Source organism: Virgibacillus sp. W0181, assembly GCF_051846915.1.
Classification (GTDB): Bacteria; Bacillota; Bacilli; order Bacillales; family Amphibacillaceae; genus JBPYCR01.
On sequence record NZ_JBPYCR010000009.1, the window covers coordinates 1 to 26,358 of the forward strand.

Here is a 26,358-nt window from a genome sequence, read left to right on the forward strand (position 1 = left end):
CCGGATGATAGTAGTTAGCTAAATTGCCTACTTCTGCCAAGAATGCGGCTATCGTGATATCGCCTATCCCCTTAATGTCCGTCATTTCCTTTACACCTGGAATGGTGCTAGTTAATCCTTCTATCATTTCCCACACATCACTAATTTTTTCCTGAAGGAGGGTGTACTGATCCATCAGTGTGTTGATTTTCATCCTTGCCATGGTTTTACCTTCCCGGATACCGATAGAATGACGGGCAACTTCTTTTAATTGTCGGATCTTTTTCAGTCCAACTCCTCTTTTAACCTTTTTACGGATTTCTGTAAGTATTGTCATTTCATCTGTTCCCATGATTTCATCCGGAAACATGCCCATTTTTAATACTTGTATCGATGATTGCCCTTCCCATTTTGCAAAGACTGTTGTATATTCTGGGAAATATCTGTCAATCCATTGGTGAACGCGTCCTTGAACTGCTTGAAGGTCCTTCATTAATTGGTCATACATATTCATACCTTCGCGGAGTTCCGCATAGATCCCTTCTGGTAGATCGGGGGCAGAGTAGCGCCCATCTTGGATTAAGCGTGAAATGACTCTGGCATCTTTTACATCATTTTTGGTTGGTGAATTATCATCCAACTCTTTTGACTTTTTAACATGTGCTGGGTTTACAACGACTACTTTAAGTCGCTTTTCCATTAGCCAGTAGGCTAATGGCAGCCAGTAATGGCCCGTTGGCTCCATACCGATAATAACATTAGATTTTTTGTGCTGGGCCGTTAATTCATCCATCCAATGAGTGAACGTTTGAAAACCCTCCATTGAGTTTTCAAGGTATAACGGTTTTCCGAATTGAACGCCACGAAAATCCTGCGCACGTGCAACATGAGTTTTCTTAGCGATGTCAACTCCGATAATTAATGTTTTATCTGTTAGTTGTAAGATCTTTTCATTTTGTTTATAATTCATGTTAGTCCTCCTTGGTTTTTTAAGGGTCCATTTTGCTGATCAGCTTCGGACACCTCGTATCATACCAAGGGGGATTTTTTTGTTCAACTCTCATTTTGCTTTATTACAGGAATGCTTTCTGACCTTTTCAAAAAAGAGCATCAAACTCAATTGAGTTTGATGCTCCATTTTATTCAACTTTATACTCCAAACTAAACTACTGCGGTGGAGAGGCTCTGAATGAATTTCCATTTCATGCTTCGTCAAGGCTTTTCACTTGCAAGCCAACTTGATCGAGAGCCAATGCTTTTATTTCAAGTGTTGCATGGTTTTCTTTCATTTGCTTTGCAATGAAATCGCCTTTTCCTTTTGGAACGAAGGAAATCATTGTTGGACCTGATCCGCTAATGACTGTTCCGTAAGCTCCCATTTCTCTGGCGGCTTGTTTGATTTGATTATACTCTGGTATTAATTTTGCACGGTATTGTTCATGGAACATATCTTTTTCCATCATTTGGCCGGCCAGTTCGTAGTCCTTTGACATAAGGGCTGCAATCATTAAGTTACTGATTCCGCTGGCACGTGTTGCATCCTTGATGGAGAAAGATTCAGGAAGCACTTTCCTCGCATCTTCCGTCTTCACTTCATAGTTAGGTATATAAATAACTAAATCCGTATCAATTGCAGGGAGCTTTTTGTATTTAACTTCGTCACCAATCATTACGGTGATTACAAAACCCCCGAACAGACAGGGAGCGACATTGTCTGGGTGTCCTTCGATATCGACCGCATACTGAAGTTTTTCCTCTGTAGATAAATTCAGTTCAAGCATCTGATTTGCAAGCTCAATTCCCGCAATAATTGCTGAAGCACTGCTTCCAAGCCCGCGGGCTAATGGAATTTCACTTTCTGCAATTACTTTACATGGAGGAAGGGTCTTGTCATACCAATCAGCAACTTTTTTCGCAACTTGATAAATATAATGCTCCGTAGCAATCGGGTTCGGAGGTAAAATTGGCGATTGATGCTGAAACTCCCATAAAAACTCCTGCTCAATGACGTGAAGTTTTAAATAATGGCTGACCGCGATCCCTGCTGAATCGAAACCTGGGCCAATATTGGCAGAGCTCGCGGGTACTGATATCATAAAATGGCTCATTGTCGCATAGACCCTTCAATGTAATCTGTGACAGCTTTTTCATCGTTTGGCAAGGAGACAGGATCTATTTCAAGTTCGTCCATTGCTGTTTGCGGGTCTTTAAGCCCGTTCCCTGTTAAGACAGCAACAACCTTACTTCCAGGTTTTATTGTTCCCTTCTTCACTTGCTGTAATAGTCCTGCGATGGAGGCACAAGAACCGGGCTCTGCAAAGACGCCTTCTTTACGTGCCAAGAGCTTGAATGCATGCAGGATTTCTTCGTCCGTAACAGATTTAATCAAACCGTTGGATTCATCCCGAGCGTTTGTTGCCAGTTGCCAGCTTGCAGGGTTTCCGATCCGAATAGCGGTTGCTACTGTTTCAGGTTCTGTAATCACCTTGTTATTGACAATTGCAGCGGCACCTTCCGCTTCAAAACCGTATATTTTTGGTAGACCTGTTTGTTTTTGGTCGTTGTATTCCTTAAATCCTTTCCAGTATGCACTAATATTTCCGGCGTTTCCTACTGGAATAACCAAATAATCCGGTGCTTTTCCACCCAATTGGTCACACACTTCAAAAGCGGCCGTTTTTTGCCCTTCCAGCCGATGTGGATTTACTGAGTTTACAAGCGTTACCGGTGACGTCTTACTAATGTTTTGCACCATTTTCAGTGCATCATCAAAGTTCCCGTCAATTTGTACAATTTCTGCGCCATACATAATTGCTTGGGCGAGCTTTCCAAGGGCAACTTTTCCTTTTGGAATAATAACGATTGCCCGCATGCCTGCTTTTGCTGCATAGGCAGCTGCAGAGGCAGAAGTATTTCCGGTCGATGCACAGATGACGGACTTGCTGCCATCTTCTGCCGCCTTAGCAACGGCCATAACCATCCCACGGTCTTTAAATGATCCGGTAGGGTTGGCTCCTTCCACTTTTCCGTATAATTCAATTCCAAGCTGTTCGGACAGATGTGCGAAATGAATTAGTGGTGTATTTCCTTCATGCAATGTAAGCATTGGTGTATTCTCTGTAACGGGTAAAAGGTCTTTGTAATGTTTAATTAAACCTTGCCAATTCATAATTATTTAGCATCTCCTTCAACGCGGAAAAAGCTTTCTACATTTTCTACAACATAGAGTTCTCTCAATTTTGCTAATGAATCTTTGAACTTAGCTAGTGATGTCTCGTGTGTCACAACGACGATTTCGGCCAATTCATCTTTATTACTTGGTTTTTGTAAGATACGTTCAAAACTAATACCCATTTGATGAAACAGCTCTGAAATGAGTGCGAAAGCGCCGACTTCATCTTTTACATGTAGTCGTAAATAAAACTGGCTGTAACGCTGATCCATCGGGGTTAATTCTTTTTGGAAGCGCGGCTTCACAAATTTTTTCCCGTTTACGCCTAATCGCATATTTTTAATTGCTTCCACGACATCAGACATAACCGCTGTTGCAGTTGGTAAACTTCCTGCACCCGGGCCATAGAACATCGTTTCTCCGACGGCCTCGCCATTGATATAAACAGCATTATACTCGTCTGTCACACTGGCAAGTGGATGTTTATTTGATAGAAATGTCGGTTGTACGCTCACTTCGATATGATGATCGTTTGTACGGTTGGCAAAGCCGATTAGCTTCATCGAATAGTCAAGCTGCTTTCCGTATTGTAAATCGGTTAGTGATAAGTTTGAAATGCCTTCTACTTCCACATCGTCCAGTTCAACATTCGTCAAGAATGACAGACGTGCTAATATAACCATTTTTCGCGCAGCATCGAGACCTTCCACATCAGCGGTTGGGTCTGCTTCAGCGAAGCCTAGTTCCTGTGCTTCTTTTAACGCATCCTCGTAACTTGTGCCGTCCACGTCCATTTTCGTTAAAATATAATTCGTCGTGCCGTTGACAATTCCCATCACCTGCTGGATTCTGTCCGATACAAGGCCATCAGATAATCCGCGCAACAATGGAATTCCACCGCCGACACTTGCTTCATAAAATAAATCACATTCATTTTCGTTAGCAGCAGCTTCAAGCTCAGGTCCATACAATGCGATTAAATCTTTATTCGCTGTAATGACATGTTTTTTTGCTTGAAACGCTTGTAATATATATTTGCGGGCTTCTTCAATTCCACCCATAACTTCTACAACGACATTAATATCAGGATCATTTAACACATCATCACAGTTTGTTGTTAGAATAGAGTGGTCAATATCGTAGCTGCGCGCCTTTTCCAAATTGCGAACAAGTACACTTTTGACACGCACACCACAACCAAGTTGGTGTTTAAGGTCATCTTGGTAATTTTCAATCAGTTGGGCTACTCCCGAACCTACTACTCCCAATCCTAATAAGCCGATAGATACTTCTTTTTCCACAATTAACACCTCTTTTTGTCCTTTGTATAAGTACATTTGCTTCCTATACATAGACATTATAAACCTTTTAGCGGTCGAATAGCAATCATATTTGATGAATTTCTTCAAAAAATGGATGGAAATATGTAGGAGCCGTGTATGTTTAAAACTTATTTGGCAGTTATAAAAAAGAATTCTCGATGATTGTATGGAAATACTATAAAAATCGGCTTAAGTTATATAACGACAATTTTTGATTTGAATTAGGCACAAATAATGATTATTCGTTGGACGTTCAATGAACAATGAAAGGGTGTATATAAAGAAGTAAAACCCATTCCAGTATAGAAGAATGGGTTTTACTAGACCTATTATGAACTTAGCTTGATTTTTTGGGAAATTTACTGCTATTAAGAAATGTTGAATGAGATTTACCGCGCTATGTTCTGTTCCAAAAGCGTTGTTTGGCGATAGCAGTGACAAAATCGTTGCCAAAATCAGGATTGTTTGCGGCAAAAACGACACCAGCCAAATTATTGTTTTCTGCTGTTTCAATATAGGAAGTCGCAGTAGTTGCAACACCTATTGGCTTATAACGTTTGTAAGCTTCATGAATGAACTCCATGATACTATTGTTAAAGTTCGCTTGATTTTCAGCATTTCCTCCCACAACATAGAAGGAATCATATAAGACAGGGTATTTTGTATGGAAAGTTTCTTCGACTTCTATTTTTGTTCCATCATTCCCTACTACAGTGCCTAGTTTTTGGCTAATAATATCTACAAATACCCCATACTGTTGTAGCACATTTAATGTGTTTCTAACTTCTTCGCCATTAAATCCATTGCCAATTAGCATGGCAACTTTTTGCGTATAGGCATAGTGCGGTGTATTAGCCTGACTGATTGCTGGTGAGCTTTCTGTCACAGAAACATTGGTACCTGTTGGACGATCTACGCCAATATTATCTGCTATAATACATGCCATCTCTTTATCAACATTAACCCACATCTCTACATTTTTTTGTCTAATATTTTTACTTTTTACATATCCAAGGTGATAGATAAATGTATCCACTAAGTCTTGTTTTTCTACAGATGATAAACTATTCCAAAAAAGTCTCGCCTGTGAAAAAAAGTCGAAGAAAGATTCACTTGGACGTTCTCTTGTAATGTGTCCTTCTACTTTTTGAGGATAGTGATCATATCCGCCTTCTTCAGGAGGGGTTTCTGCAGGAGTATCCCCGGCTAATGTATTTTTATGGTAGGTTACATAATCGGTATCAATTCGATATTTTGAATAGCTATCTCTCAGATTATAGTTTGTTTCTACGATCGGTTTGTTGACCGGTATTTCATTAATATTACCTGTGCCAAGTCGATGATAATCTGTATCTCTATATGCAAAAGATCTACCCTGTAAAACGGGATCATTTGTAAAGTCAATACCCGGAACATCAGTAGCAGGATCAAATGATGACTGTTCTTCCTCAGCAAAGAAATTATCAACGAGTCGATTCAATGTCAATTTCCCAATAATTTCAACGGGGATTAGTTCCTCTGGCCAGAGCTTTGTATCATCTAAAATATCAAAATCATACTTTAATTCATCCTCTTCAGCGATCAACTGCACACCTAATTCATATTCAGGATACGCACCCTTTTCAATTGCTTCTGTTATATCTCGGCGATGGAAGTCCGGATCTACTCCTCCTATAATATTTGCCTCATCAAGTAACAAAGAATGAACACCCAATTTAGGCTTCCACACAAATCTTACAAACGTCGATTTGCCATGTTCGTTAATAAAACGAAACGTATTGATTGGCCACCCTTCCATCATACGCCAGCTTCTAGGCCGACCTCTCATGGACATCAGCCACATCACCATATGTGCTGATTCTTCATTACTGACTACATAATCCCAAAAACGATCGTGAGCGACAGTGGCTTGTGGTATATCCGTAATTGGATTTGGCTTAACCGCATGTGTCACATCTGCAAATTTCATGGCATCTGCAAGAATAAAGACAGGAAATTGCAATGACAACGAATCGTAATTGCCATCTTCTGTATAAAACTTGACCGCAAAACCACGTATATCTACTGCGGTATCCTTCGATCCTTTACTTCCGATAAAATTGGAAAAACGTGTAAAAACAGGTGTCTTGGAGCCTGGTTCTTGTAAAAATTTAGCCACTGTATATTTTTTCATTGATTTATACAACTCAAAGTCCCCATATACTCCGAAACCTCTTGCATGCACGACTTTTTCAGGAATACGTTCCCGGCTGAAATGGGATTGTTTTCTGTAAAAATGAATGTCATGTAATAATAGTGGACCGCGTTTTCCAGCTCTTAATGTCCACCTATCATTGGAAATTTTGTATCCCGAATCACTCGTCATTTTCTCGCCTGGACCAGTATTTGATTCTTTATACGCATCCAATTGCTCTTGTTTACGATCATCAGTCCCGCTCTTATGGTGTCTTGATGATTTATCTTTATCCACGTAATCACCCTATCCTATAGCAAAATTTTGAGACCCATTTTATATCTATGCGTCCTGCCTAGGATTAGTGCCTAATAAAGAAAATAGTAAATAGTTGTAAGGATATTCACGATATTATAATAAAGGAAAAGGTAAGGACAAACAATTACAGAAACAGCCAAATTAAGCTAATTATTGGAATGGTTGGATGCTTATTCCGAGTCCTTTTGCTTTGCCTTTTGTTTGTATTGGTTTAATAGAACAATTAAATGATCGATTTCCTCTGGTGTTAATTGTTCGAGTCGCAGTACTTGTTTATGAATATAAGAAATCGTAGGGTGTTCTTGCGCTTCATCTTTTATAAAAAATGTTGTGATGGATCCTGTCAGCATTCCGATCATTCCAATACCGACAATCATTAATAACACTGCCACCATTCTACCGCTGATCGTATCGGGCGAAATGTCTCCATACCCGACGGTCGTCGTTGTGACGATGGCCCACCATAATCCATCGGCAAATGTGTCAATGTTCGGTTCTGTAAAAGTAACGACCGTACCGCCGCCAACTACAAGTAATGTAGCTACAATGAGCACACGATCCAAATTATTTGTTTTCAACAGCTGAAAAAATTTTGGCAGCAGATTTTTGGAAACAGCTAAAAGACGAATAACCCGAAACAACCTCACAATACGCGCCGTTTGAAATATAGCATCAAGCGGTATGGCAGCTATTATATCGAATGGATTCTTTCGTATATATAACCATTTGTCTTTCGCAACGAGAAGGCGGACAACAACATCAACAAAAAATAAAAACCAAACGATTTTATCAAGGATAATAAACCGGCTATTATCATAAAACAATAAAAAAACTGATATAAAAGCGAGAACTACAAGAATAATTTCGTAGGTTAAAGCTATTTTCGTTCTGTTTCGAGTGTTCATATGAAAGCTCCCCACTATTGAGAATAAGTAATAGTTTATCACTTATACGAGTGCTTGTCTTGATAGAAAAGACGAGAATTTTCATATGAAAAAACCTTCAAGAATCGCCGGTTGTTCATCGGTCGTTCTTGAAGGTAGACATTATATCCGTCTGGCCGTTTGTTGTATCGGATCCCAAACACCATTATAGGGAGGAGCATATGATAAATCCAAATCAAGCAGTTGGTCAACGGTCATTTTATTGTAAAGCGCGGTAGCAAGTACGTCGATTCGTTTATCAACACCGTTTCCTCCAATGATTTGTCCCCCAAGAATCTCTTTCGTTTGTTGCTGGTAGACAAGCTTAATCGTTAATGGTGTATGTCCCGGGTAATATCCGGCAATATCTTTTCCTTGATATGTTTGCGTATCATAGGAAAGTTGCAGAGCTTTTGCCTCTTTTTCCGACAGGCCCGTTCTTCCAACGGTTAAATCAAAAAATTTAATAATGGATGTTCCGACAATTCCGGAGAATGCTTTTCTTGTCCCTGTCATATTTGTGCCCGCAATTACGCCGTGTTTATTTGCTGTCGTACCAAGCGGGACGTAGTCATTCATTTGTTTTACAATATGGTAATGGGTAGCACAATCACCGGCAGCATAGATGTTTTTTACGTTTGTTTCCATATAAGCGTTTACAAGAACGGCCCCGTTACGGTTGGTTTGAATGCCCGTATCTGATAGAAAGTTTGTATTCGGTGCTACGCCAATTGCAACAAGCGCAAGATCGGCGGAGTACCTTCCTTTATCTGTAATTACTTCCTGAACGGTTTCATGGCCGGAAAATGCCTTTACCGATTCATTCAGCACGATTCGAACCCCTTTTGTTCTTGCCTTTTCATGGATAAGCTCTGCCATATCTTTATCAAATATCTTCGCCAATTGTTCTCCGCGTTGAATAATCGTTACATTTTTACCAATCTCTGCAAAGTTCTCGGCCGCTTCCAACCCAATGTATCCTCCGCCAACAATGACTACTTCATTGATTTCTTGTGTCAGATCTTTCAGAATGGCATTTGTATCCGGGATTGTTTTTAACAAGTGGACCCCGGGCAAGTCGCTTCCTTTCCAATCGGGGAATTTTGGATTTGCGCCAGTGGCAATTAATAAACGGTCATATGGAACAGTAAAAGTTACTTCCTTATCCCGATCATAACCTTCAACAATTTGCTTTTCAGGATCAATTTTTTTAACTTCCGTATTTATTTTTGCATCGACTCCATACTTGGTGCGAAATGTCTCTACGCTTCGAGCAATGACATCGTCCACGGACGGAACGACGCCGCTGATGACATACGGTAGTCCGCACTGACCATAAGAATAGTGTTCTCCTTGCTCGAGTACAGTGATATTTGCTTGATCATCCGAACGTACTATTTGCATTGCGGCACTCATTCCTGCTGCAACGCCACCAATGATAACGTACTCCATGATAATAAACGCTCCTTTTTTGATGGGGTGTTTAAAAAGCCACCATAGAGAAGCAATGCTTATCTTCTGGTGGCTTTTCGAATGCTTGAAGTAGATATGTGTTGTTGATTTTTTATAAGGTCAGAAAGTATAAAATTTTGTGCATAGCTGTCTAGCTTAAGCGCCCAACCCCTCGAGGTCTTAAGCAATAACTCTTCGTGGCAAAAACCGCCACTACGATTTCTTGCTTAAGCTTGTCGGGGCTGACCAGGGCGCTTGCGCTTTTATTATAATCGTACAATGTACAAATAATTATACATTAATTCATCTGTTCAACAAAGTATTGAGAGGCTATTATTCGTTTATGTAGAATTTACATAGGTAATCATTTAGCTCCCAATTAGCTCTTTTTCCCGTTCTTGTTGTTCACGCTCGGGTATTACATCATGGTGTTCAGTTTGTTTACGTTTTAACGGGAGTGGATAATCGACTTCAGAAAGTTCCTCTAATTTGCTTACGTGATTGTTTGGTTCTCTTAATGCCAAATGATCTTTGTTGAATTTCGAAGGTGAATCAATTCCACAGGATGCGCCAAGCATAAATAGACCTTCCCTCATTGTCCGCAAGTAATTTGCTGTTCGAAATCTTTTTTCTTGCACGACAACGCCTGCTTCCAAGTGAGGCAAGTGGGAAGTAATGCCAACCGGGCAAAGATTTGTATGGCATTTTCCGGCATTTATACAGCCAACGGTATTCATCGCAGCTCTTGCGACATAAATCAGGTCAGCTCCAAGAGATAAAGCGACGGCCATTTTATCAGCTGTTGCCAACATTCCTGAAGCGATAATTTTAACTTGATTACGTACACCGTAATTTTTTAATGTTTGATCTAGAATTTGAATACCTGAATAGATTGGCAATCCTAGTCCGTCTGCCATTTCTTGATATGTTGCGCCGGTTCCACCTTCTGCACCATCAATAGAAATAAAATCGGGTGCTTGCTCCGTTTTTTGTATATAGGAGGCTAACGTTTCAAAGGAATGGCTATCTCCTGCAACGACTTTAATCCCAACAGGTTTACCGGTAATATCCTGCCAGTGATTAACCCATTCGAATAAACCGTCCATATCAGAAAATAACGGGAAACGGTTAGGGCTTTCTACATCTTTCCCCATTTCGATACCTCTTATTTTGGCGATTTCCGGCGTAATTTTTTCTTTTGGTAATTTACCGCCCCGTACTTTTGCTCCTTGTGCGAGCTTTAATTCAATCGCTTTTACTTGAGGTTTCATGGCGTTTTCCAAAAATGTTTCTTCACAATAAGTTTCATTTTTTCTTGCGCCAAATAATCCAGAACCGATCTGGAATATTAAATTTGCTGTCTTTTCTTTTAATACCCCTTGCTGAACTAGCTGCTCAACGTGAAACATAACCCCCTTACCGAAACGGCTTTCCAAGTCGAAATGGGAACTGTTAGGATGTTCGATAAGATAATGGACGATTTTTTCGCTTAAATGGTCAAACAGGTGTTGCTCTTGGTCGATTACTTCGTATACACGCGATAGGTGATAGGGTGAAATACCACCTTCACCAGTATTCATAAAGCTTCCGCCACTGATGGCAACACCTTGAGCCATCGCTTTGACCGCGCTTTTCGATAGTGCACCATAACTCATAGCTGAAATTCCGATTAATCCTTTCACGTGGAAAGGCTTCTCTCTTTCTTGTCCGATTATTACTTCATTTTCTTTTGTTAAATACCAGGGTTTCAATGCTGTCTGGTTTCGTTTTTCTTTTCTGTTTGTTACGGATTCGTTCAAGATTTTATATGTATATGATTGAATGCGTGAATCGTTATTAACGTGAAGTTCATCGACGTTTAACGGAAACATTGAGTTGGATAGGTAAAAGCTCGTTTTGGTAAAATCTTTTTTTGAGCCAAATCCAATCACGGTATTTGCATATTTCCCGGCTTTCGCTATTGTTTCTTGTGTATCACGATCGATCGGCTTTCCTTCTTTATCATTCAAAAACCAGTATTGACGAAATTCAGGCCCAATCATTTCGAATATGTACCGGAGCCGCCCCAAGACAGGATGTGTCTTTAATATCGAGTGCTGATTCTGATACTTATCCTTAATAAACAAATAAACTAATAAAATTATAAATCCGTAAAATAGTACTAACGGTAGTAGTTCAAAAATAGACATAAAAATTGACAGTTTAATCACCTCAAAATCAATGATAACATCAATTTCGACAAAAATTACCTTATATGCCAAAAAAGCATAACATTAATGCCTTATAGGCATGAGTTAGATGATCGCTATTTAATTATGAAATGGTATACTTTCGTAATTACAAGAAAAGAGGCGAGTAATTTGTCAGCGATGGAACAATATTTGATGAAGGATTATAGAATGAGATTTATTTGATCCATGTATTTTATATAATAGGTGGAGAGGGGGAGAAGCATAGAAAAGATTTTAACCGGAGTAAAAATGGCCCACAGAGCTAAGCTTGGTAATGCTAGCCATATTCTATTAATCTACCTTATTAGTAGATACAGCTAACGAATTGCATCCAGATAGGCATTAAGAGTATATGTGCTTAATACGTTTGTAACGATCAGAGGAGCTGATGATGTGGTCGCTACAGCCCCTAGTGTGTCACTCAAGCAAGGAATTGCTTGTAGCAAAACTGCTTAATTATTTTCTGGATATGTTCTTCTAAGGAAAGCGACAGAATGCTCAATTAACTTTTTCAAAACGTCTACGTCGATATCTGCCATTTTATTAATATACACACAAGCTTTTCCCGTCGTATGCTTGCCAAATTCCTTTAACAAATCTTCCCGCACTGTATCCCCAGTTGCAAAATATAAGCTGATCTTTGCTTTGCGCGGAGAAAATCCAACAAGCGGTGCATCGCCTTCATGTCCGGAAGCGTATTTATAGTGATAAGATCCGAACCCAATAATGCTAGGCCCCCACATTTTCGCTTTATACCCGGTCGTTTCCGTAAAAATATCAAGCAACTTATAGGCATCTTCTCGTTTTCTTGGACTTTCCACCTGTTCAATAAATTCAATAACGCTGTTATCATTCTCTTTCGTTTTTAGCTCATACATTAAAATTCCTCCTTCATTTTGGCAGAAGCCTATGTTGTTGCAGGTCTGGCGTAATGTCGTCTGCCCTTCAAATACAACTTATTCACGTTCCTATTTATCTGATTTCATCTGGGCAATCGTTTTCCGAAGCAGCTGGCAAAACTTTTGTTCATCTTCCTCAGTAAAAGCTTTCGGACCTTTCGTTCGCTGTCCGCTTTTTCGGGCCTTGGCACTCATGTGGCGGGACATGAGCAGTCGGTCAATGTTTTCATGTGTGTAGATAAAACCTTTATGATGGATAGGGATGCAACCCTTTCCTAAACAGAGTGATGCTAGGCCATAATCTTGGGTGATGACAAGGTCGCCTTTTTTAGCAAGTTGGATAATACGAAAGTCAGCTATATCGGAGCCTTTATCTACATAGATTGTTTCCACATGTGCCGGTTGATCTTTATCGGAAAAATGGGCGAAATTTTTAACAAGGGTTACAGGAAGGTTTTCCTGTTCGGCAACGGTAATAATACTTTCTGTCACAGGACAGGCATCCGCATCAACGAATATTTTCAAGGATATCACCCCTTTTTTATTTTTGTATGATGTTTTTAATTTTAGTTGTCACGTAAATATCGTTCCAATAACCGATACCCATCTTTATGTTTATTTTTTAAATTCATCACGTATATTATATTACAGTAGTAATAGTAATGCACTGACTACCATGTATAGGGATAGGGGATTACCTATAAAATGATTTTGTACGATGGAAAGAAATCGATTTATATAAATTGCGTCATGGCTGGAAACAGAAATTTAAATGAAAACTTTAACGACATTAAGAAATGTGTATTCACGCGCGCTTCTTATTAGTGTATGCGTGATCCACATATCAACTGCCGGCTCCAATTCATCCAGACTCCACTCGTTCTTCCCGGCGTTTTCGACCTACCATATTAACGACAGCGACACTCGATATGGCGACCAAACCACCGAACATCGACAAAATGCTAGGTATTTCCCCAAGCCAGAACCAAGCGATGATAATGGCAAATGCTGGTTCTAGATACATCATGCTCATGACAGAGGCTGTGTTTCCCATGGATAAAGCAATGGCCCATGTTGCATAACAAATTGCTGCCGGAAATACACCAACATAGATAGCTGCGATGTTTGCTTCCAATGTAGCAGCTTGCATGTTTTCAAATAAGCCCGGTATAAATACGAGCATTGGCAACGTGCCTGCCCATGTAAAATACGCCGTTAGCTGAATTGGATGATATTTCACAAACAGCGGTTTTTGAAAAACGAAAAAGAATGAAGCAGAAATAGCTGCTAAAATAACGATATACATTCCTTTGGAAATAGTGAATTCCGCTCCAGATGAACCTATAGTAATGAGGATAATTCCGATAAAACCGATACCTAATCCAATCCAAGCAAACAATTCCATGCGTTCTTTTAAAATAAAAACAGCAATCAACGTTGTGAAAATAGGGGCCGCCCCGATAATCATGCTCGTTGTACCTGCAGAAACGGTTTGTTGTCCAAACGTGACAAAAATATGGTAAAGAGTAATCCCTACAAAACCAAGTGCAAAGATATGGAGTAAGTCTTTTTTATGAGGTAAATGAAACCGTTTTTTAGCCAACATGGCGTAAATTAAAAATACGACGGACGCAACAAGGAAACGAAGCAAAACGAGATGCCCTGAAGAAAAGCCACCAAGAATACTCGCCCGAATCCCGGCAAATCCTGATGACCAAACTATTATCGTTAAAAATGCGATTGTAAAAGTTCTTTTATCCATGCTGCCATCCCCCTTAATCGACTATAATATGACTTGAACGTATCATAGCCGTATACTGTTTGGCAACGTAAAATACTCTTAAACGTGGGAAAAGTCTGTTAAATACTGTTCTAATTCGTAATAAATAGAACAAGTGAAAAACTATATTTAATATGGCAAAATTAGAGTTTATTTTTTTAATAATATTTTATTAAAACAAAAACGAACTACTGTATATAAATGACATGAAGACTAAGCTTGAGTAGAAAAACTAGAAACTAGTTATTATAATACTGGAATGACAAAGGAAATAAGTAAGCCCTATTGTGGTTCTAATAAAGATCAATTGAAGGTGAGTAGATGAAAAGCGAATCCATAAATCATCATTTTCAAACAATTACTAACCAAAGAAATCACTTCTATCACAACAAGGAATTGGATTTTAACAATGCATGGGAAAGGCCCAAAGAGGGTAAATGGTCGATTGGTGAAACAGTATATCATCTCGTTTTATTGGCTAGAATGTTTCGACGTTTTTCGATCGTGTATATTCCGGTGATGAGGCCAGTCGCTCACTTACGGAGAGGCAAACCGTTTAAGAAAGAAATACATAATATATATGAGGAATTTAATCAAAAGAAAAAGAAACCGATGAATGCACCGTATTTTATTAAACCAGGCGCTAATTTGGAAGAGAAGTGGACGTTTTTGGAAGTGAGAAACCTGTTAGAATTGGAAACAAATAAGCTTTATCGCCTCGTCAATAACATTGAAGAAAGAGTTGCTGGACAAATATATTACCCCGATCCGATAGCCTACTATCCTAATCTCATTCAGGCCATTCATTTGCTCGGCATTCATGAGCAGCATCATTTTGATTTAATGAAAAAGTATTACAGCTCGTGAACTAGGACTTTTAAATAGATAATAGATATGCGTTATTATGTACGTGTAAGAAGAGATTACCGGCAATTACATTAAAAAACACCGCCCCAAAAATTGGGGTGGTGTATAGATGAATCATGTATTTTTATTTTCTTTTTTGGCTTCTCTCACTCGCTCACGTCTGAATCCTCCAGCAATGTCCGCTTGTTTAAAATCATTTGCATAGTGGACTTCCTGCGCATCTGCTAATTCTTTGTTGTTCGATGGTTGATATTGTGATCTAGCCATTACTTTATCATCCTTTTTCGAAAGTTTTTCTTTCTACTCTATACATAACCGTTATTAGACATGCTTTAAACATCCAAATTTTGGATATTTGTAAAAACCGGTCAACCTCAGTTAAACACATTTTATAAATTTCGACATTCTGACCACTTGCCGAATTACATAAATGTGGATATTCTGACGATCGAAAAAGTGTAAATTAGGAAGAAGCTCAGCTCCGACTTTTGATAATTTATCAGCACCACCCGTTATTTAGAAAAATCCTTTTTATTAGACTTGTTTCCTTTTCCTATTGCAATAATCGCTGCCCCTAATGCAAGAACGACAAAAAAAGCACCAATCGTTGCGTTGTTTTCCACGGATACTCGCTCAATGGCAATTCCGCCAATCATGGAACCAAAGGCAATTCCAAAATGAAGAGCTGAATTATTTAAACTCTGCTGGATAGCCGCGGTTTCCGGAGAGGATGAAATGAGATAGCTCTGCACAGCTGGTGTAATCGCCCAGCTCAACGTTCCCCAGATGATCATCACAATCAAAAAGATTGGAAGCGCGAATGTGGAATAAGGAATGATAAACATCGTTAAAGCAAAAGCTGCAATGACGATTAGCATGACGCGTATTGAACCAAATCGATCCGTGATTATTCCACCGAGCCCTCCGCCGGCTACTGCTGCGATACCGAAAATCAAATAAATGATACTGATCCATGAATCCCCGATGCCGACGATTTGTTTAAGAAAAGGTGTGAAATAAGCATATAAGATGATATGTCCTGCCAAAAATAAAAATGTTGTCAGTTGGGTAAAAAGTATTTTTCTGCTTCTCAATGTAGCTAGTTGTGCTTTTAATGGGATTGCTTTTTTTGAATCAATTGGTTTCATAAAGAAAAATACGAATAATATCATCAGTATAGTAAGTAGGCAAATAAGCGCGAATGGTGCGCGCCAGCCAAATGCATTGCCAAGCATTAATCCAATGGGGACACCTAATACAAGGGAACCACTGACCCCCATAACAACAATCCCAATAGCTCGTCCAACATATTTTTGCGGTACAATGCTTGAGGCGAGCGTAATGCTTAATACGACAAGCAGTGATCCGCTGGCGGTAGCGATAATTCGCGCGAGCAATAGGATCGCATATGATGTGCTGAAAAGAACGATCATATTTCCAATAAAAAACACGGTTAAAGCATATAATGTCAGTCGTTTTCGATCGACAGATGAAGTTACGACGAGCAATATCGGTGCAGAAATGGCAAAAACTAGTGAAAAAATTGAAATGAGCTGTCCTGCTTGACCAAGTGTTACTTGCAGATCGTTCGCAATTAAATCCAATATTCCTCCAATAATTAATTCGACCATTCCAACAACGAACGCAATGATAGTTAATAAATAAACACGTTTGTCCATAAGTTTTATCCTTTCAAGAAGTTCCTTATCCTATGCTACGTGATTGCTTAAAAAAAAGAAAGATATCGAATTATTGCTGCAGCTTTAGGCGTGGACATGACTCGTGTTACAAAATAATTTTCGACATATGCCAAATAGTGGTATCATTTAATATAAGATGAACACGAGCGATTGGAGAGGATATTTTGAACAGACGTCGAGGTATTAAACGGCATGAATCGTTAAAACCGTTATCACGACATCATATGGTCGGTCTTCATGTAGCTTTAAAGCTTAAACGAGCAGGAACGGAAGAAAGTCGGTTGACGATTGAAGAGATAATCAACGATGCCAAAGAATTTTGGATTCCTGATGGACAAACCCATTTTCGAGAAGAAGAAGAAATTTTGCTGCCGGCTTATGCGCAATATGCAAATATAAACCAGCCGGAAATTACCGAAATGCTTTTGGAGCATGTGCAAATACGAATGCATATGGACGTATTGCTTAGTGAAAAAGGAATGAATTCGGAAGAGATGCAGCATTTCGGTGTGCTGTTGGAAGGACATATTCGAAAAGAAGAACGAATTATTTTTCCGATGATTGAAAAATCTCTGCCTGAAGCGGTGTTGGTTAAGCTAGCTCCTTATTTACATTAAGTTCGTCCCATAATCAAATGTTTCTTAATGGGGTCTTAATGGGTATAGGGAAATAATAAGCATTTTACGCAGAGTGATGTGCAAATTTTCCGAATTGGGAGGAAAAAGTGATGCAAAGAACAGCGCGTAAAGAAACATCGATATCACAGAAACTGTATTTCTTATTGGAAAAGATCGGTACTAGTACACAAGTCATGGAAGGTACGCACTTATTTCATGAAGGCACACCTGCTGAATACATATATGTAGTTAAATCAGGGCTGATCCAAATTGGGAAAATGTCAAAAGAAGGCAAAGAATTAACGTTGCGCCTTTGTCAGACAGGGGCGCTCATAGGGGAGCTGACTCTGTTCAGTGAAAACGCTACCTACTTTCTAAATGCTAAAGCGTTAAAAACAAGTGTTGTTTATACTGTGAGTAAAACAGAGTTAGAACAGGAACTAATGGACGATAGCGAAATGGCAATTGAATATATGAAATGGTCCAGCGATCGTATGCGCGTGTTTCAATATAAAATACGTGATTTACTTTTGCATGGAAAGAAGGGGGCGTTGTATTCGACGCTCATTCGGTTAGCTAACAGTTATGGTACGGAACATTCGGATGGAATAAAGATCAATGTTGCACTGACAGACACGGAACTGGCGGCATTTGCCGCAGCTACGCGTGAAAGTGCAAACCGTATGATGATCGATTTGAGGAAGCGTAACGTCGTTTCAACGCTTAATTCCGGTAAAATCCTTATTAAAAATCTCCAATACCTCAGGGATCAAATCGGCTGTGAAGATTGCCCCCTCGTTATTTGTCATATTAATTGATGGAGCGCACCCGTGTGAAAATTGCGCTCCATTGATTTATTTGTCTGCTTTCAGGCAATTTTTTGCCTGTTTACATTCATTACCAGGCATGCCAAACTGAATACTGCCAGCAAGATAAAGCCAAGAAAGAAATGACCAGTCATATCTTTGACAATACCAAGCAAAATGGGTGGAAAAAAGCCTCCGAATCCACCTGCTGCCCCTACGATTCCTGTAACAGCCCCTGTATTTGAAGGAGATACGAGTGGCACAAGTTTGAAAATGATTCCATTGCCGAGACCTGAGAAGAAAGCAATCGCCAGACAAAATATAGTGAATAAAATTATGCTGCTATTGAAAAATGCCAGCAATACTGCACTAATCGTAATGCCGGAAAATACAAACGTGACAAGTGTTTTTGGATTCCATTTATCAGCGATGAATCCGCCAATTGGGCGGACGGCTGTAGCCAAAATAATAAAACCGGCTGCACGGCTCCCTGCATCAACAGATGTCAGAGCAAACAATTCCTGTAATAAGGTCGGTAAATAAATGCCGAAAGCCACAAATACTCCGAACGTTAAAAAATAGAACAAAGACAAGAGCCATGTTTGTTTTATTTTCAACGCTTCCAATGCGTCATTGAACGTTTTTGTGCCTGCTTGTTCACGGTCTTTCGTACTGAAATAAAAAATGATAGCCATGATCCCAATGGCGATTGCCAATATTCGAAATGCCCAAGAAATGCTGTAGGTGGCAACGATGAAAGGGATAATGAAGCCGGCAATGGCTGTTCCAATATTGCCGACCCCTGCTATCCCTAACACCACGCCTTGCTTTTCCTTAGCGTACCAGCCTGAAATATACGTGATCGCAATCGAAAAAGTGGAACCGGCGACCCCAATAAAGAAAACAAAAAATAGAAGAGTGACATATGAATTGGCATAACTAGCCCCAATTAAAGGAAAAATCAAGAATAGCATCGTCAATGTGTATACAAGACGTCCGCTATATTTATCCGATAATATGCCCATCGGTATCCGCATGAGAGAACCGAGAATGACGGGTGTCGATACTAGAATGCTCGTTTCTGTAGCATTTAAATTAAATTGTTCCTTTATTTCTTGAGCCATGGGTGAAAGAATTCCCCAAACGGTAAAAGCAACCATCATGGCGACAGTGGAAAAAACGAGTGCAGCTGTTTGCCCCTGTTTTTGAGCCATTCTTCCAACCTCCTTGTGCTTAGATTTAGTCAAAGCGGAGTAATATACTTCTAAGTTCCAAGTGTTTCATCTTTCTTTTTGCGATACCTGTTTCTAGATCGATATTGCTGTGGCGCACGTACCGGATATTTGACAGGCAGACTGTAAAAATGCACGAGATGGGTAAATGGTATCGATGCAAACAGTCCGAAAGCAAAGATGACATGCAGCTTAAACAAAAGTGGAACAGTGGTCATTAAGTCATATTTCGGCTGAAATATAAATAAGCTTCGGAACCATGGTCCGATCGTAGCCCGGTATTCATATGAAACGACGGTTAAATTGTAAACGATTGACATATAGGTTCCCGTACCGGCTACGACCAATAATGCAATGACCGAGAAAAAGTCAGCAAACGATGCATGGACTCGCACAGGATCAACAGTCATTTTGCGAATGAGGAGAATAACCAATCCTACAACAACCATTAAACCTGCAAAGCCACCGCCAGCAATAGCCCCTATATGATACATATGATCGGAAACGCCAAGCCAATGGTAAAATTCCATAGGAACGACCATTCCCATAAGGTGACCGATTAAAGCTAAAAGGATGCCCCAATGAAACAGTGGAGAACCGATGCGCAACCACCTTTTTTCGAAAAATTCCGTTGAAGGTGCTGCCCAGCTTATCTGTCCATACGCAAACCGATATAGCAGACCGATGATCATAATCAAACCTGTAATGTATGGGAAGATGACCCACCAAAAAATATCGGCCATTGTTATCACTCCTTGTCTTTTTAGGAAGTAGCAGCTCTTCCATGGATATATTATTTCTTCTGTTGAAATATGGCACATTACGTATATATATAGATTCTTCTGCGATGTATCAGCTTATCTGCGGATATATTGGCAAGCCTATGGATACACCGTTCATATCGGGATTATATAGGAACTTTTGTAAGATACTGCGCTTTTCCGAAATTTATCGGCGCCTCCCTGGCGAATATCAGCGCATTTCCAAGCTTTATCAGCGCCCCACCAAAAGTTACCGAACTTCTCAAAAATATACCACCAACGCCTTTTCGGGAAAACTGGCGTGGATTACTGATACATAATCGGGAAGGGGAGGTCTTCTAAATCGGCTTCTTCTCGATTGTTTTCCAAGTCGGCAACTTCTTGCTTTGTCGGTTTTGGAAACACGTGTGTGGTGAGTACACGGAGAAGACCGGTATATGGATTATTATCATCAATATTATTGAGCATGCGATGGATGGCGATTGCCAGCCTTTTGTACAGCCGAATATGCTCTGCAGATTCGGGTGCTACTGCCAAAAGTTCAAATAGCATTGGTATATAATCAGCTAATTCGCCTTCTTCGCGCTCGTATCCAGCTTGATTGATTGTTTTTTGAAGCTTGATTAGCGCAGCCCCGCGCTTGGGGCTGTCGCCAAATTCATGGGCCGTTAAGTAAAGGCCTAGCTTTGACTTTAAATCAAACGTTGATACATATAGTTCCTTCAAGTCCTTGGATGAAAAACTGAACAATGGTGCACAGGCCGCTTTAAGGTCATGTTTTGCGAGATCCGATTCCATTTCTTCTTCGATGCAAACCTCAATGTCGTGTACGAGCTCATCTAGCGCATCTGGCGGATAACTGAGCAAGCGGGAAGCGATAATTAAAATAGCTTGTTCTTGTTGTGCAGATGGAACTTCATTACTTATTATCGGTTCTTCGTTACTCATTAGCGCCAGCCCCTTTCATAAGCGAATGTGGCCGCTGCACCTTCACGTGGAGCAATGTTTTCTAAACTACATGCGCCTTGCTGGTAATACAAATCATCTTGTTCTTCCATTTCTCTGCGCCCCGTAGGAATAACGAACCGCTCGTTATATTTGGCCACTCCGAGCAGTCGCGCCATATCTTCAATTTCCTCAGGATTTGTGCCTGCCTCTTTAACGAGCTCACTTTGTTTGAATTCGTCAATGCCTCCGACCGTTTTGCCTCTCATATGGACACGCATGGCGGTTAATTTCAGTAAGACATGGCGGATGACTTCCGTATCACCGGCTGTTAGCAGACTTGCTAGGTATTCCATTGGAATCCGCATTTGATCGACTGCCGGGATGTATCCATCTGTGTCTAACTCGTCCTCATTCGTAATGTGGTTCATAATCGGACTGAGAGGTGGTACGTACCAGACCATCGGCATCGTACGATATTCCGGATGTAACGGAAGCGCGATTTTCCATTTGATCGCCATTTTATAAACAGGCGACTCCTGTGCCGCTTCGATCCAAGCATCTGTAATTCCGGCCTCTCGTGCTTTTTCCTGAATTTCAGGGTCGAACGGGTCAAGGAAACAACCGAGCTGTGCTTCGTACAAGTCCTGTGGATCCTCGACAGAAGCCGCCTCTTTCACTTTATCCGCATCATATAAAACTACGCCAATATAACGAATGCGGCCGACACAAGTTTCCGAGCAAATAGTTGGTAGACCGGCTTCTGTTCTTGGATAACAGAAATTACATTTTTCGGCTTTGTGCGTGTTCCAATTGTAATATACTTTATGGTATGGGCAGCCGCTCATACAGAAGCGCCAGCCACGGCATGCTTCCTGATCCACTAGTACAATGCCGTCTTCATCCCGTTTATACAAGGCGCCGGATGGGCAAGAAGCGACACATGATGGATTTAAGCAATGTTCGCAAATGCGCGGCAAATACATCATGAATGTTTTTTCATATTCCATGGAAATATGCTCTTGCAGTTCTTGCACGTTCGGATCTAGTGGAACGATTTCACTTCCACCCGCTAGGTCGTCATCCCAATTGGATCCCCATTCAGGTTTATCGATAAATTTCCCAGTGATTTGAGATTTTGGTCGTGCGACGGGAAGATTTTCTGATTTTGGACTATGAATTAAATTGTCGTAATCGTATGTCCAAGGTTCATAGTAATCATCCATGCTAGCCATGTCAGGATTGTAAAAAATGTTGGCCAGTTTCGAGATCGGACCTCCCGCTTTTAGTTTGAGTTTTCCATTTTTAAGCTCCCAACCGCCTTTATAGCGATCTGTATCTTCCCATTGTTTAGGATAGCCTGGGCCTGGTCTTGTTTCTACGTTGTTAAACCACATATATTCCGTACCAGGGCGATTTGTCCACGTATTTTTACATGTCACAGAACAGGTGTGACAACCAATACATTTATCCAGATGCATTACCATAGCGACTTGTGCCTTAATTCTCAAGCCAATCGACCTCCTTCAATTTTCTGATGACCGCAACGGTATCTCGTTGTTGACCAGTTGGGCCGTAATAATTAAAGCCGTAGCTCAGTTGCGAGTATCCCCCAATCATATGTGTCGGTTTCACGGTAATTCTTGTTACACTATTGTGGGTTCCACCTCGCTTTTTATTAATGACGGTTCCAGGAACGCCAAGTGTCCGGTCTTGGGCGTGGTACATGTACGCCAACCCTTTTGGAATACGGTAGGTGAGCACAACACGTGCCGAAATAACCCCATTCCGGTTATACACTTCAATCCAGTCGTTATCTTTCAGTCCAATGGACGCGCCGTCTTTTTCATTCATCCAAACGGTCTGCCACCCTCTAAATAATTGTGACATTGCAGTCGTGTCGGTAAACATCGTATGAATGCCCCACTTCTGGTGCGGGGTTAAATATCGGACTGTGATTGCATCCCCATTTGATTTGACACCTTTTTCGCCTGGCAAAAACGGGTCGTAATACAATGGCGGTAAATATAGTGGCAGTCCTTCACCGTAATCAAGCATCATTTCATGATCAAGATAAAAGCTTTGTCTGCCTGTCAAAGTTCTCCAAGGTAAATTGTATTCCGTATTTACTGTAAACGGAGAATAGCGGCGATTGTCTTTTTCCAGCCCACTCCAGACAGGTGTTGATATGGCATGTCTTGGTTGTGCGGTTAAATCATCCAACGTAAAGGAATCTTCTTCACGGCCTTGGGCAATATCGCTCAAGTCCTGTCCAGTATTTTTAGATAGTGATTTCCACCCTTCAACAGCCCGTTTCCCGTTCGTTGCACCGGACATAAGCAGAATTGCTTCAATTGCTTTTTTATCCGAATATAAGTCGGGGTTGCCTTTTCCAATACCTTCGCGTTTCGATATGCCAAGTCTTGATTCGAGCTCTTTGTAAACCGGTTCTCCATCAATTTGAACCCCTTTGGCTCCGTAACCTTTTTTAATTTCGGGTCCGATTGTAATCATTTTGTCATAGACGGTTGGAAAATCTCGTTTGACGATTTGAAAGTTCGGCATTGTTTTACCAGGAATCGCCTCGACTTCTCCTTTTCGCCAATCTTTAATTTCACCCATCGGTTGGGAAATTTCCCCTTTAGAGTCGTGACCGAGTGGGGTCATCATTAAGTCTTCAGACTCCGGTAGGTGTTTTTCAGCTAATTCGGAAAAAACTTTGGAAATTTCTCTGAACGTATTCCAATCACTTTTTGCTTGCCATGGTGGCGAAATAGCCGCATTGAACGGGTGCACGAACGGATGCAAATCCGTACTGCTAATATCGAATTTTTCATACCATGTAGCGGCAGGAAGAACGATGTCGGAAAAAAGTCCGGAACTTGTCATTCTGAAATCAATACTGACGAGTAAGTCGGTTTTTCCTTTCGGCGCTTCCTCCGTAACATTAACGTCTTCGGGCTGCCAGGAATTCTCTGTTTCTGATAAAATCTGATCTTCCCCGCCAATAAGGTGACGAGCAAAATATTCATGCCCTTTTCCACTGTCCCCAAGAAGATTTGAGCGCCAGTTAAAAAATACTCTTGGAAAGTTTTTCGGGTCATCGGGATTTTCGATTGCCCAGTCAATTTTTTCCTCTTTAATCTGGGATACTACATCATCGATGACTTCTTGATCCGTTTTGGCACCGCGTTTCCGAGCATTTTCCACAAGATCAAGTGAGTTTTGTGAAAACTGCGGAAATGATGGGAGCCAGCCAAGTCTTGCAGACAGCGCATTGACATCAGCAGGGTGCATTTTATTGTACGTACTGTTCCAGTTTGTCTGTTTATTAGCATCTGTTTCCGCTTCATAACGAAATTGATCGGTAGCAAAATAAAAATAAGATGTACCGTTTTGAAGACGTGGAGGTTTAATCCAGTCTCCAGCAAAAGCGACCTGTTGCCACCCTTCAAGTGGGCGAACTTTTTCCTGTCCGACATAATGAGCCCAGCCGCCGCCATTGACACCTTGTGAACCTGTAAGCAGAACAAGATTTAAAATGGAACGGTAAATTTGATCACTATGGAACCAATGGTTTGTACCGCCGCCCATTGCAATCATTGACTTACCGTTTGTGCGCGCAGCATTGTCGGCGAATTCTTTGGCGACTTTAATGACGTGATTTTTGTGTACGCCTGTAATACTTTCCTGCCAAGCAGGTGTATATGCTTTCGGGTCATCGTAATCAGACGGATAATCTCCTGGAAGGCCGCGAACAACCCCGGTGTGAGCCATCATCAGGTCATAAACGGTCGTAACTTTAAGCGTACGTCCATCTTTAGACTGAATATGTTTTACTGGCACGCCGCGTTCAAGGGTTCCGCCGTCTTCTTCTGAAAAGTATGGAAAGGTTACCATCGCGGTTTCATCAGATCCATGAATAAAGCTTAACTCCGGATCCATTTCCGTCCCATCCGGCTTTGTCAGCTCTAAATTCCAATTATTGTTTTCGTCCCACCGATGGCCTTGCGATCCATTTGGTATTTCCGGCTGTCCTGTTACCGCATCGATAATAACCGTCTTCCATTCCCCGAGCGCTTCATCATCATGCAAGTCGGTCGAACGTAAAAATCGTCCGGAACGGCAATCCGTCTCATTTTCATCGAGAATAACGAGAAAAGGAAGGTCCGTAAACCGTTTCACATAGTCAATGAAATAAGGGATTTCCTGATTAACGTAAAATTCTTGTAAAATAACATGGGTCATTGCCATCGCAAGGGCGCCGTCCGTTCCCGCCTTAGCAGGAAGCCAGATGTCGGCAAATTTCTCATATTCAGCGTAATCGGGGCTTACACCAACAACTTTTGTTCCGTTATATCTTGCTTCAACCATAAAATGAGCATCAGGTGTCCGTGTTTGCGGTAAGTTTGTTCCCCAGATGATGAAGTATTTAGCATTGTACCAGTCTGCACTTTCTGGAACATCGGTTTGCTCACCCCATACTTGTGGTGAGGCAGGAGGGAGGTCGGCATACCAATCGTAGAAACTGAGAATCGTTCCTCCAATTAAAGATAAGAAACGTGTACCGGCAGCATAACTTACCATGGACATTGCCGGAATCGGGCTGAACCCTACAACGCGATCCGGTCCGTATTTTTTAATTGTATGAATAGTGGCGGCAGCGATAATTTCACACACCTCTCGCCAACTGGCACGCACAAAACCGCCTTTCCCTCTGGCATTCACATATTGCTCCCGCTTTTCGGGGTTCGTCGCAATACTTTCCCATGCTTCCACAGGGTCCAATCCTTTTTCGCGCTCTGCTTTCCAAAGCTCATACAAATCACTGCGAATGTACGGGTATTTCACACGTATCGGGCTGTACGTATACCATGAAAAACTCGCGCCACGTGGACACCCACGCGGTTCATACTCAGGGAAGTCATCGCCGGTGGATGGATAATCGGTCTGTTGGGTTTCCGATGTAATGATTCCATCTTTCACATATATTTTCCAGCTGCATGAGCCAGTGCAATTGACTCCGTGTGTAGAACGCACAACTTTATCATGCTGCCATCTGCGACGATAGATATCTTCAGAATCCCTTGGGCGTGTGCTTTCTTCTGCCCAACCATCGTTGATTCGTTGGCCTTCTCGTAAATGTTTGAGTGATTCAAACAATTTATTCGTTTTTCGCAC

General features: G+C 40.9%; 21 protein-coding genes. 3 read left to right on the plus strand and 18 right to left on the minus strand.

The genetic code is table 11. The annotated features are described in order from the left end of the window. The 11 genes from ACLIBG_RS05540 to ACLIBG_RS05590 all read right to left on the minus strand — a co-directional run. A partial coding sequence (locus ACLIBG_RS05540) for an IS110 family transposase (RefSeq protein ID WP_439311761.1) occupies window positions 1-949 on the minus strand: 949 nt, incomplete at its 3' end. 232 nt (window positions 950-1,181) lie between these two features. Further along, window positions 1,182-2,087, minus strand: a complete 906-nt coding sequence (thrB, locus tag ACLIBG_RS05545; protein ID WP_439311762.1) for a homoserine kinase — start codon at window positions 2,085-2,087, stop codon at window positions 1,182-1,184. Then, window positions 2,084-3,148 carry a threonine synthase gene (thrC, locus tag ACLIBG_RS05550; RefSeq protein WP_439311763.1) on the minus strand — a complete coding sequence of 355 codons (1,065 nt, stop codon included), beginning with the start codon at window positions 3,146-3,148 and terminating at the stop codon, window positions 2,084-2,086. The genes thrB and thrC overlap by 4 nt, the downstream gene beginning before the upstream one ends. Before the next feature lie 2 nt (window positions 3,149-3,150). Continuing rightward, window positions 3,151-4,452, minus strand: a complete 1,302-nt coding sequence (locus ACLIBG_RS05555) for a homoserine dehydrogenase (protein WP_439311764.1) — start codon at window positions 4,450-4,452, stop codon at window positions 3,151-3,153. Window positions 4,453-4,870: 418 nt separating this feature from the next. Then, a complete protein-coding gene (locus ACLIBG_RS05560; RefSeq protein WP_439311765.1) occupies window positions 4,871-6,943 on the minus strand; it encodes a catalase in 2,073 nt (690 codons plus the stop codon). A 191-nt stretch (window positions 6,944-7,134) separates the two neighbouring features. Beyond that, a complete protein-coding gene (locus ACLIBG_RS05565) occupies window positions 7,135-7,869 on the minus strand; it encodes a potassium channel family protein (RefSeq protein WP_439311766.1) in 735 nt (244 codons plus the stop codon). Between the two features lie 141 nt (window positions 7,870-8,010). After that, window positions 8,011-9,339: a CoA-disulfide reductase gene (locus ACLIBG_RS05570; RefSeq protein WP_439311767.1), complete on the minus strand. Its 1,329-nt coding sequence runs from the start codon at window positions 9,337-9,339 to the stop codon at window positions 8,011-8,013. 368 nt (window positions 9,340-9,707) lie between these two features. Further along, window positions 9,708-11,600, minus strand: a complete 1,893-nt coding sequence (locus tag ACLIBG_RS05575; RefSeq protein WP_439311768.1) for a glutamate synthase-related protein — start codon at window positions 11,598-11,600, stop codon at window positions 9,708-9,710. 422 nt (window positions 11,601-12,022) lie between these two features. Beyond that, the gene (locus ACLIBG_RS05580; protein ID WP_439311769.1) at window positions 12,023-12,448 is read right to left on the minus strand and encodes a DUF1801 domain-containing protein; all 426 of its coding nucleotides are present in this window, start codon (window positions 12,446-12,448) and stop codon (window positions 12,023-12,025) included. Between the two features lie 90 nt (window positions 12,449-12,538). After that, on the minus strand, window positions 12,539-12,994 hold the full coding sequence (locus ACLIBG_RS05585) for a YaiI/YqxD family protein (RefSeq protein ID WP_439311770.1): 456 nt from the start codon (window positions 12,992-12,994) through the stop codon (window positions 12,539-12,541). Between the two features lie 337 nt (window positions 12,995-13,331). Continuing rightward, a complete protein-coding gene (locus tag ACLIBG_RS05590; protein ID WP_439311771.1) occupies window positions 13,332-14,231 on the minus strand; it encodes a DMT family transporter in 900 nt (299 codons plus the stop codon). A gap of 339 nt (window positions 14,232-14,570) precedes the next feature. Here ACLIBG_RS05590 and ACLIBG_RS05595 point away from each other — a divergent pair, with 339 nt between their 5' ends. Continuing rightward, window positions 14,571-15,116 (plus strand): DinB family protein, encoded by a 546-nt coding sequence (locus tag ACLIBG_RS05595; protein ID WP_439311772.1) that lies wholly within the window; start codon window positions 14,571-14,573, stop codon window positions 15,114-15,116. A 114-nt stretch (window positions 15,117-15,230) separates the two neighbouring features. Here ACLIBG_RS05595 and ACLIBG_RS05600 read toward each other — a convergent pair whose 3' ends face one another. Together ACLIBG_RS05600 and ACLIBG_RS05605 are read right to left on the minus strand one after the other, a co-directional pair. Next, window positions 15,231-15,383 (minus strand): YfhE family protein, encoded by a 153-nt coding sequence (locus ACLIBG_RS05600; RefSeq protein WP_439311773.1) that lies wholly within the window; start codon window positions 15,381-15,383, stop codon window positions 15,231-15,233. Window positions 15,384-15,628: 245 nt separating this feature from the next. Continuing rightward, on the minus strand, window positions 15,629-16,795 hold the full coding sequence (locus ACLIBG_RS05605; protein WP_439311774.1) for an MFS transporter: 1,167 nt from the start codon (window positions 16,793-16,795) through the stop codon (window positions 15,629-15,631). Window positions 16,796-16,980: 185 nt separating this feature from the next. Here ACLIBG_RS05605 and ACLIBG_RS05610 point away from each other — a divergent pair, with 185 nt between their 5' ends. Together ACLIBG_RS05610 and ACLIBG_RS05615 are read left to right on the plus strand one after the other, a co-directional pair. Beyond that, the gene (locus ACLIBG_RS05610; protein ID WP_439311775.1) at window positions 16,981-17,433 is read left to right on the plus strand and encodes a hemerythrin domain-containing protein; all 453 of its coding nucleotides are present in this window, start codon (window positions 16,981-16,983) and stop codon (window positions 17,431-17,433) included. Between the two features lie 110 nt (window positions 17,434-17,543). Continuing rightward, entirely contained in the window at window positions 17,544-18,251 is a 708-nt protein-coding gene (locus ACLIBG_RS05615; protein ID WP_439311776.1) for a Crp/Fnr family transcriptional regulator, read from the plus strand. Window positions 18,252-18,301: 50 nt separating this feature from the next. Here ACLIBG_RS05615 and ACLIBG_RS05620 read toward each other — a convergent pair whose 3' ends face one another. From ACLIBG_RS05620 to ACLIBG_RS05640, 5 genes are all read right to left on the minus strand, one after another. After that, window positions 18,302-19,453, minus strand: a complete 1,152-nt coding sequence (locus ACLIBG_RS05620; RefSeq protein WP_439311777.1) for an MFS transporter — start codon at window positions 19,451-19,453, stop codon at window positions 18,302-18,304. A gap of 50 nt (window positions 19,454-19,503) precedes the next feature. Continuing rightward, the gene (gene narI, locus ACLIBG_RS05625; protein WP_439311778.1) at window positions 19,504-20,214 is read right to left on the minus strand and encodes a respiratory nitrate reductase subunit gamma; all 711 of its coding nucleotides are present in this window, start codon (window positions 20,212-20,214) and stop codon (window positions 19,504-19,506) included. 324 nt (window positions 20,215-20,538) lie between these two features. Continuing rightward, complete coding sequence (narJ, locus tag ACLIBG_RS05630) at window positions 20,539-21,180, minus strand: nitrate reductase molybdenum cofactor assembly chaperone (RefSeq protein WP_439311779.1); 642 nt, start codon at window positions 21,178-21,180, stop codon at window positions 20,539-20,541. Further along, a complete protein-coding gene (narH, locus tag ACLIBG_RS05635) occupies window positions 21,180-22,688 on the minus strand; it encodes a nitrate reductase subunit beta (RefSeq protein ID WP_439311780.1) in 1,509 nt (502 codons plus the stop codon). The genes narJ and narH overlap by 1 nt, the downstream gene beginning before the upstream one ends. Continuing rightward, window positions 22,678-26,358 carry a nitrate reductase subunit alpha gene (locus ACLIBG_RS05640; protein ID WP_439311781.1) on the minus strand — a complete coding sequence of 1,227 codons (3,681 nt, stop codon included), beginning with the start codon at window positions 26,356-26,358 and terminating at the stop codon, window positions 22,678-22,680. The genes narH and ACLIBG_RS05640 overlap by 11 nt, the downstream gene beginning before the upstream one ends.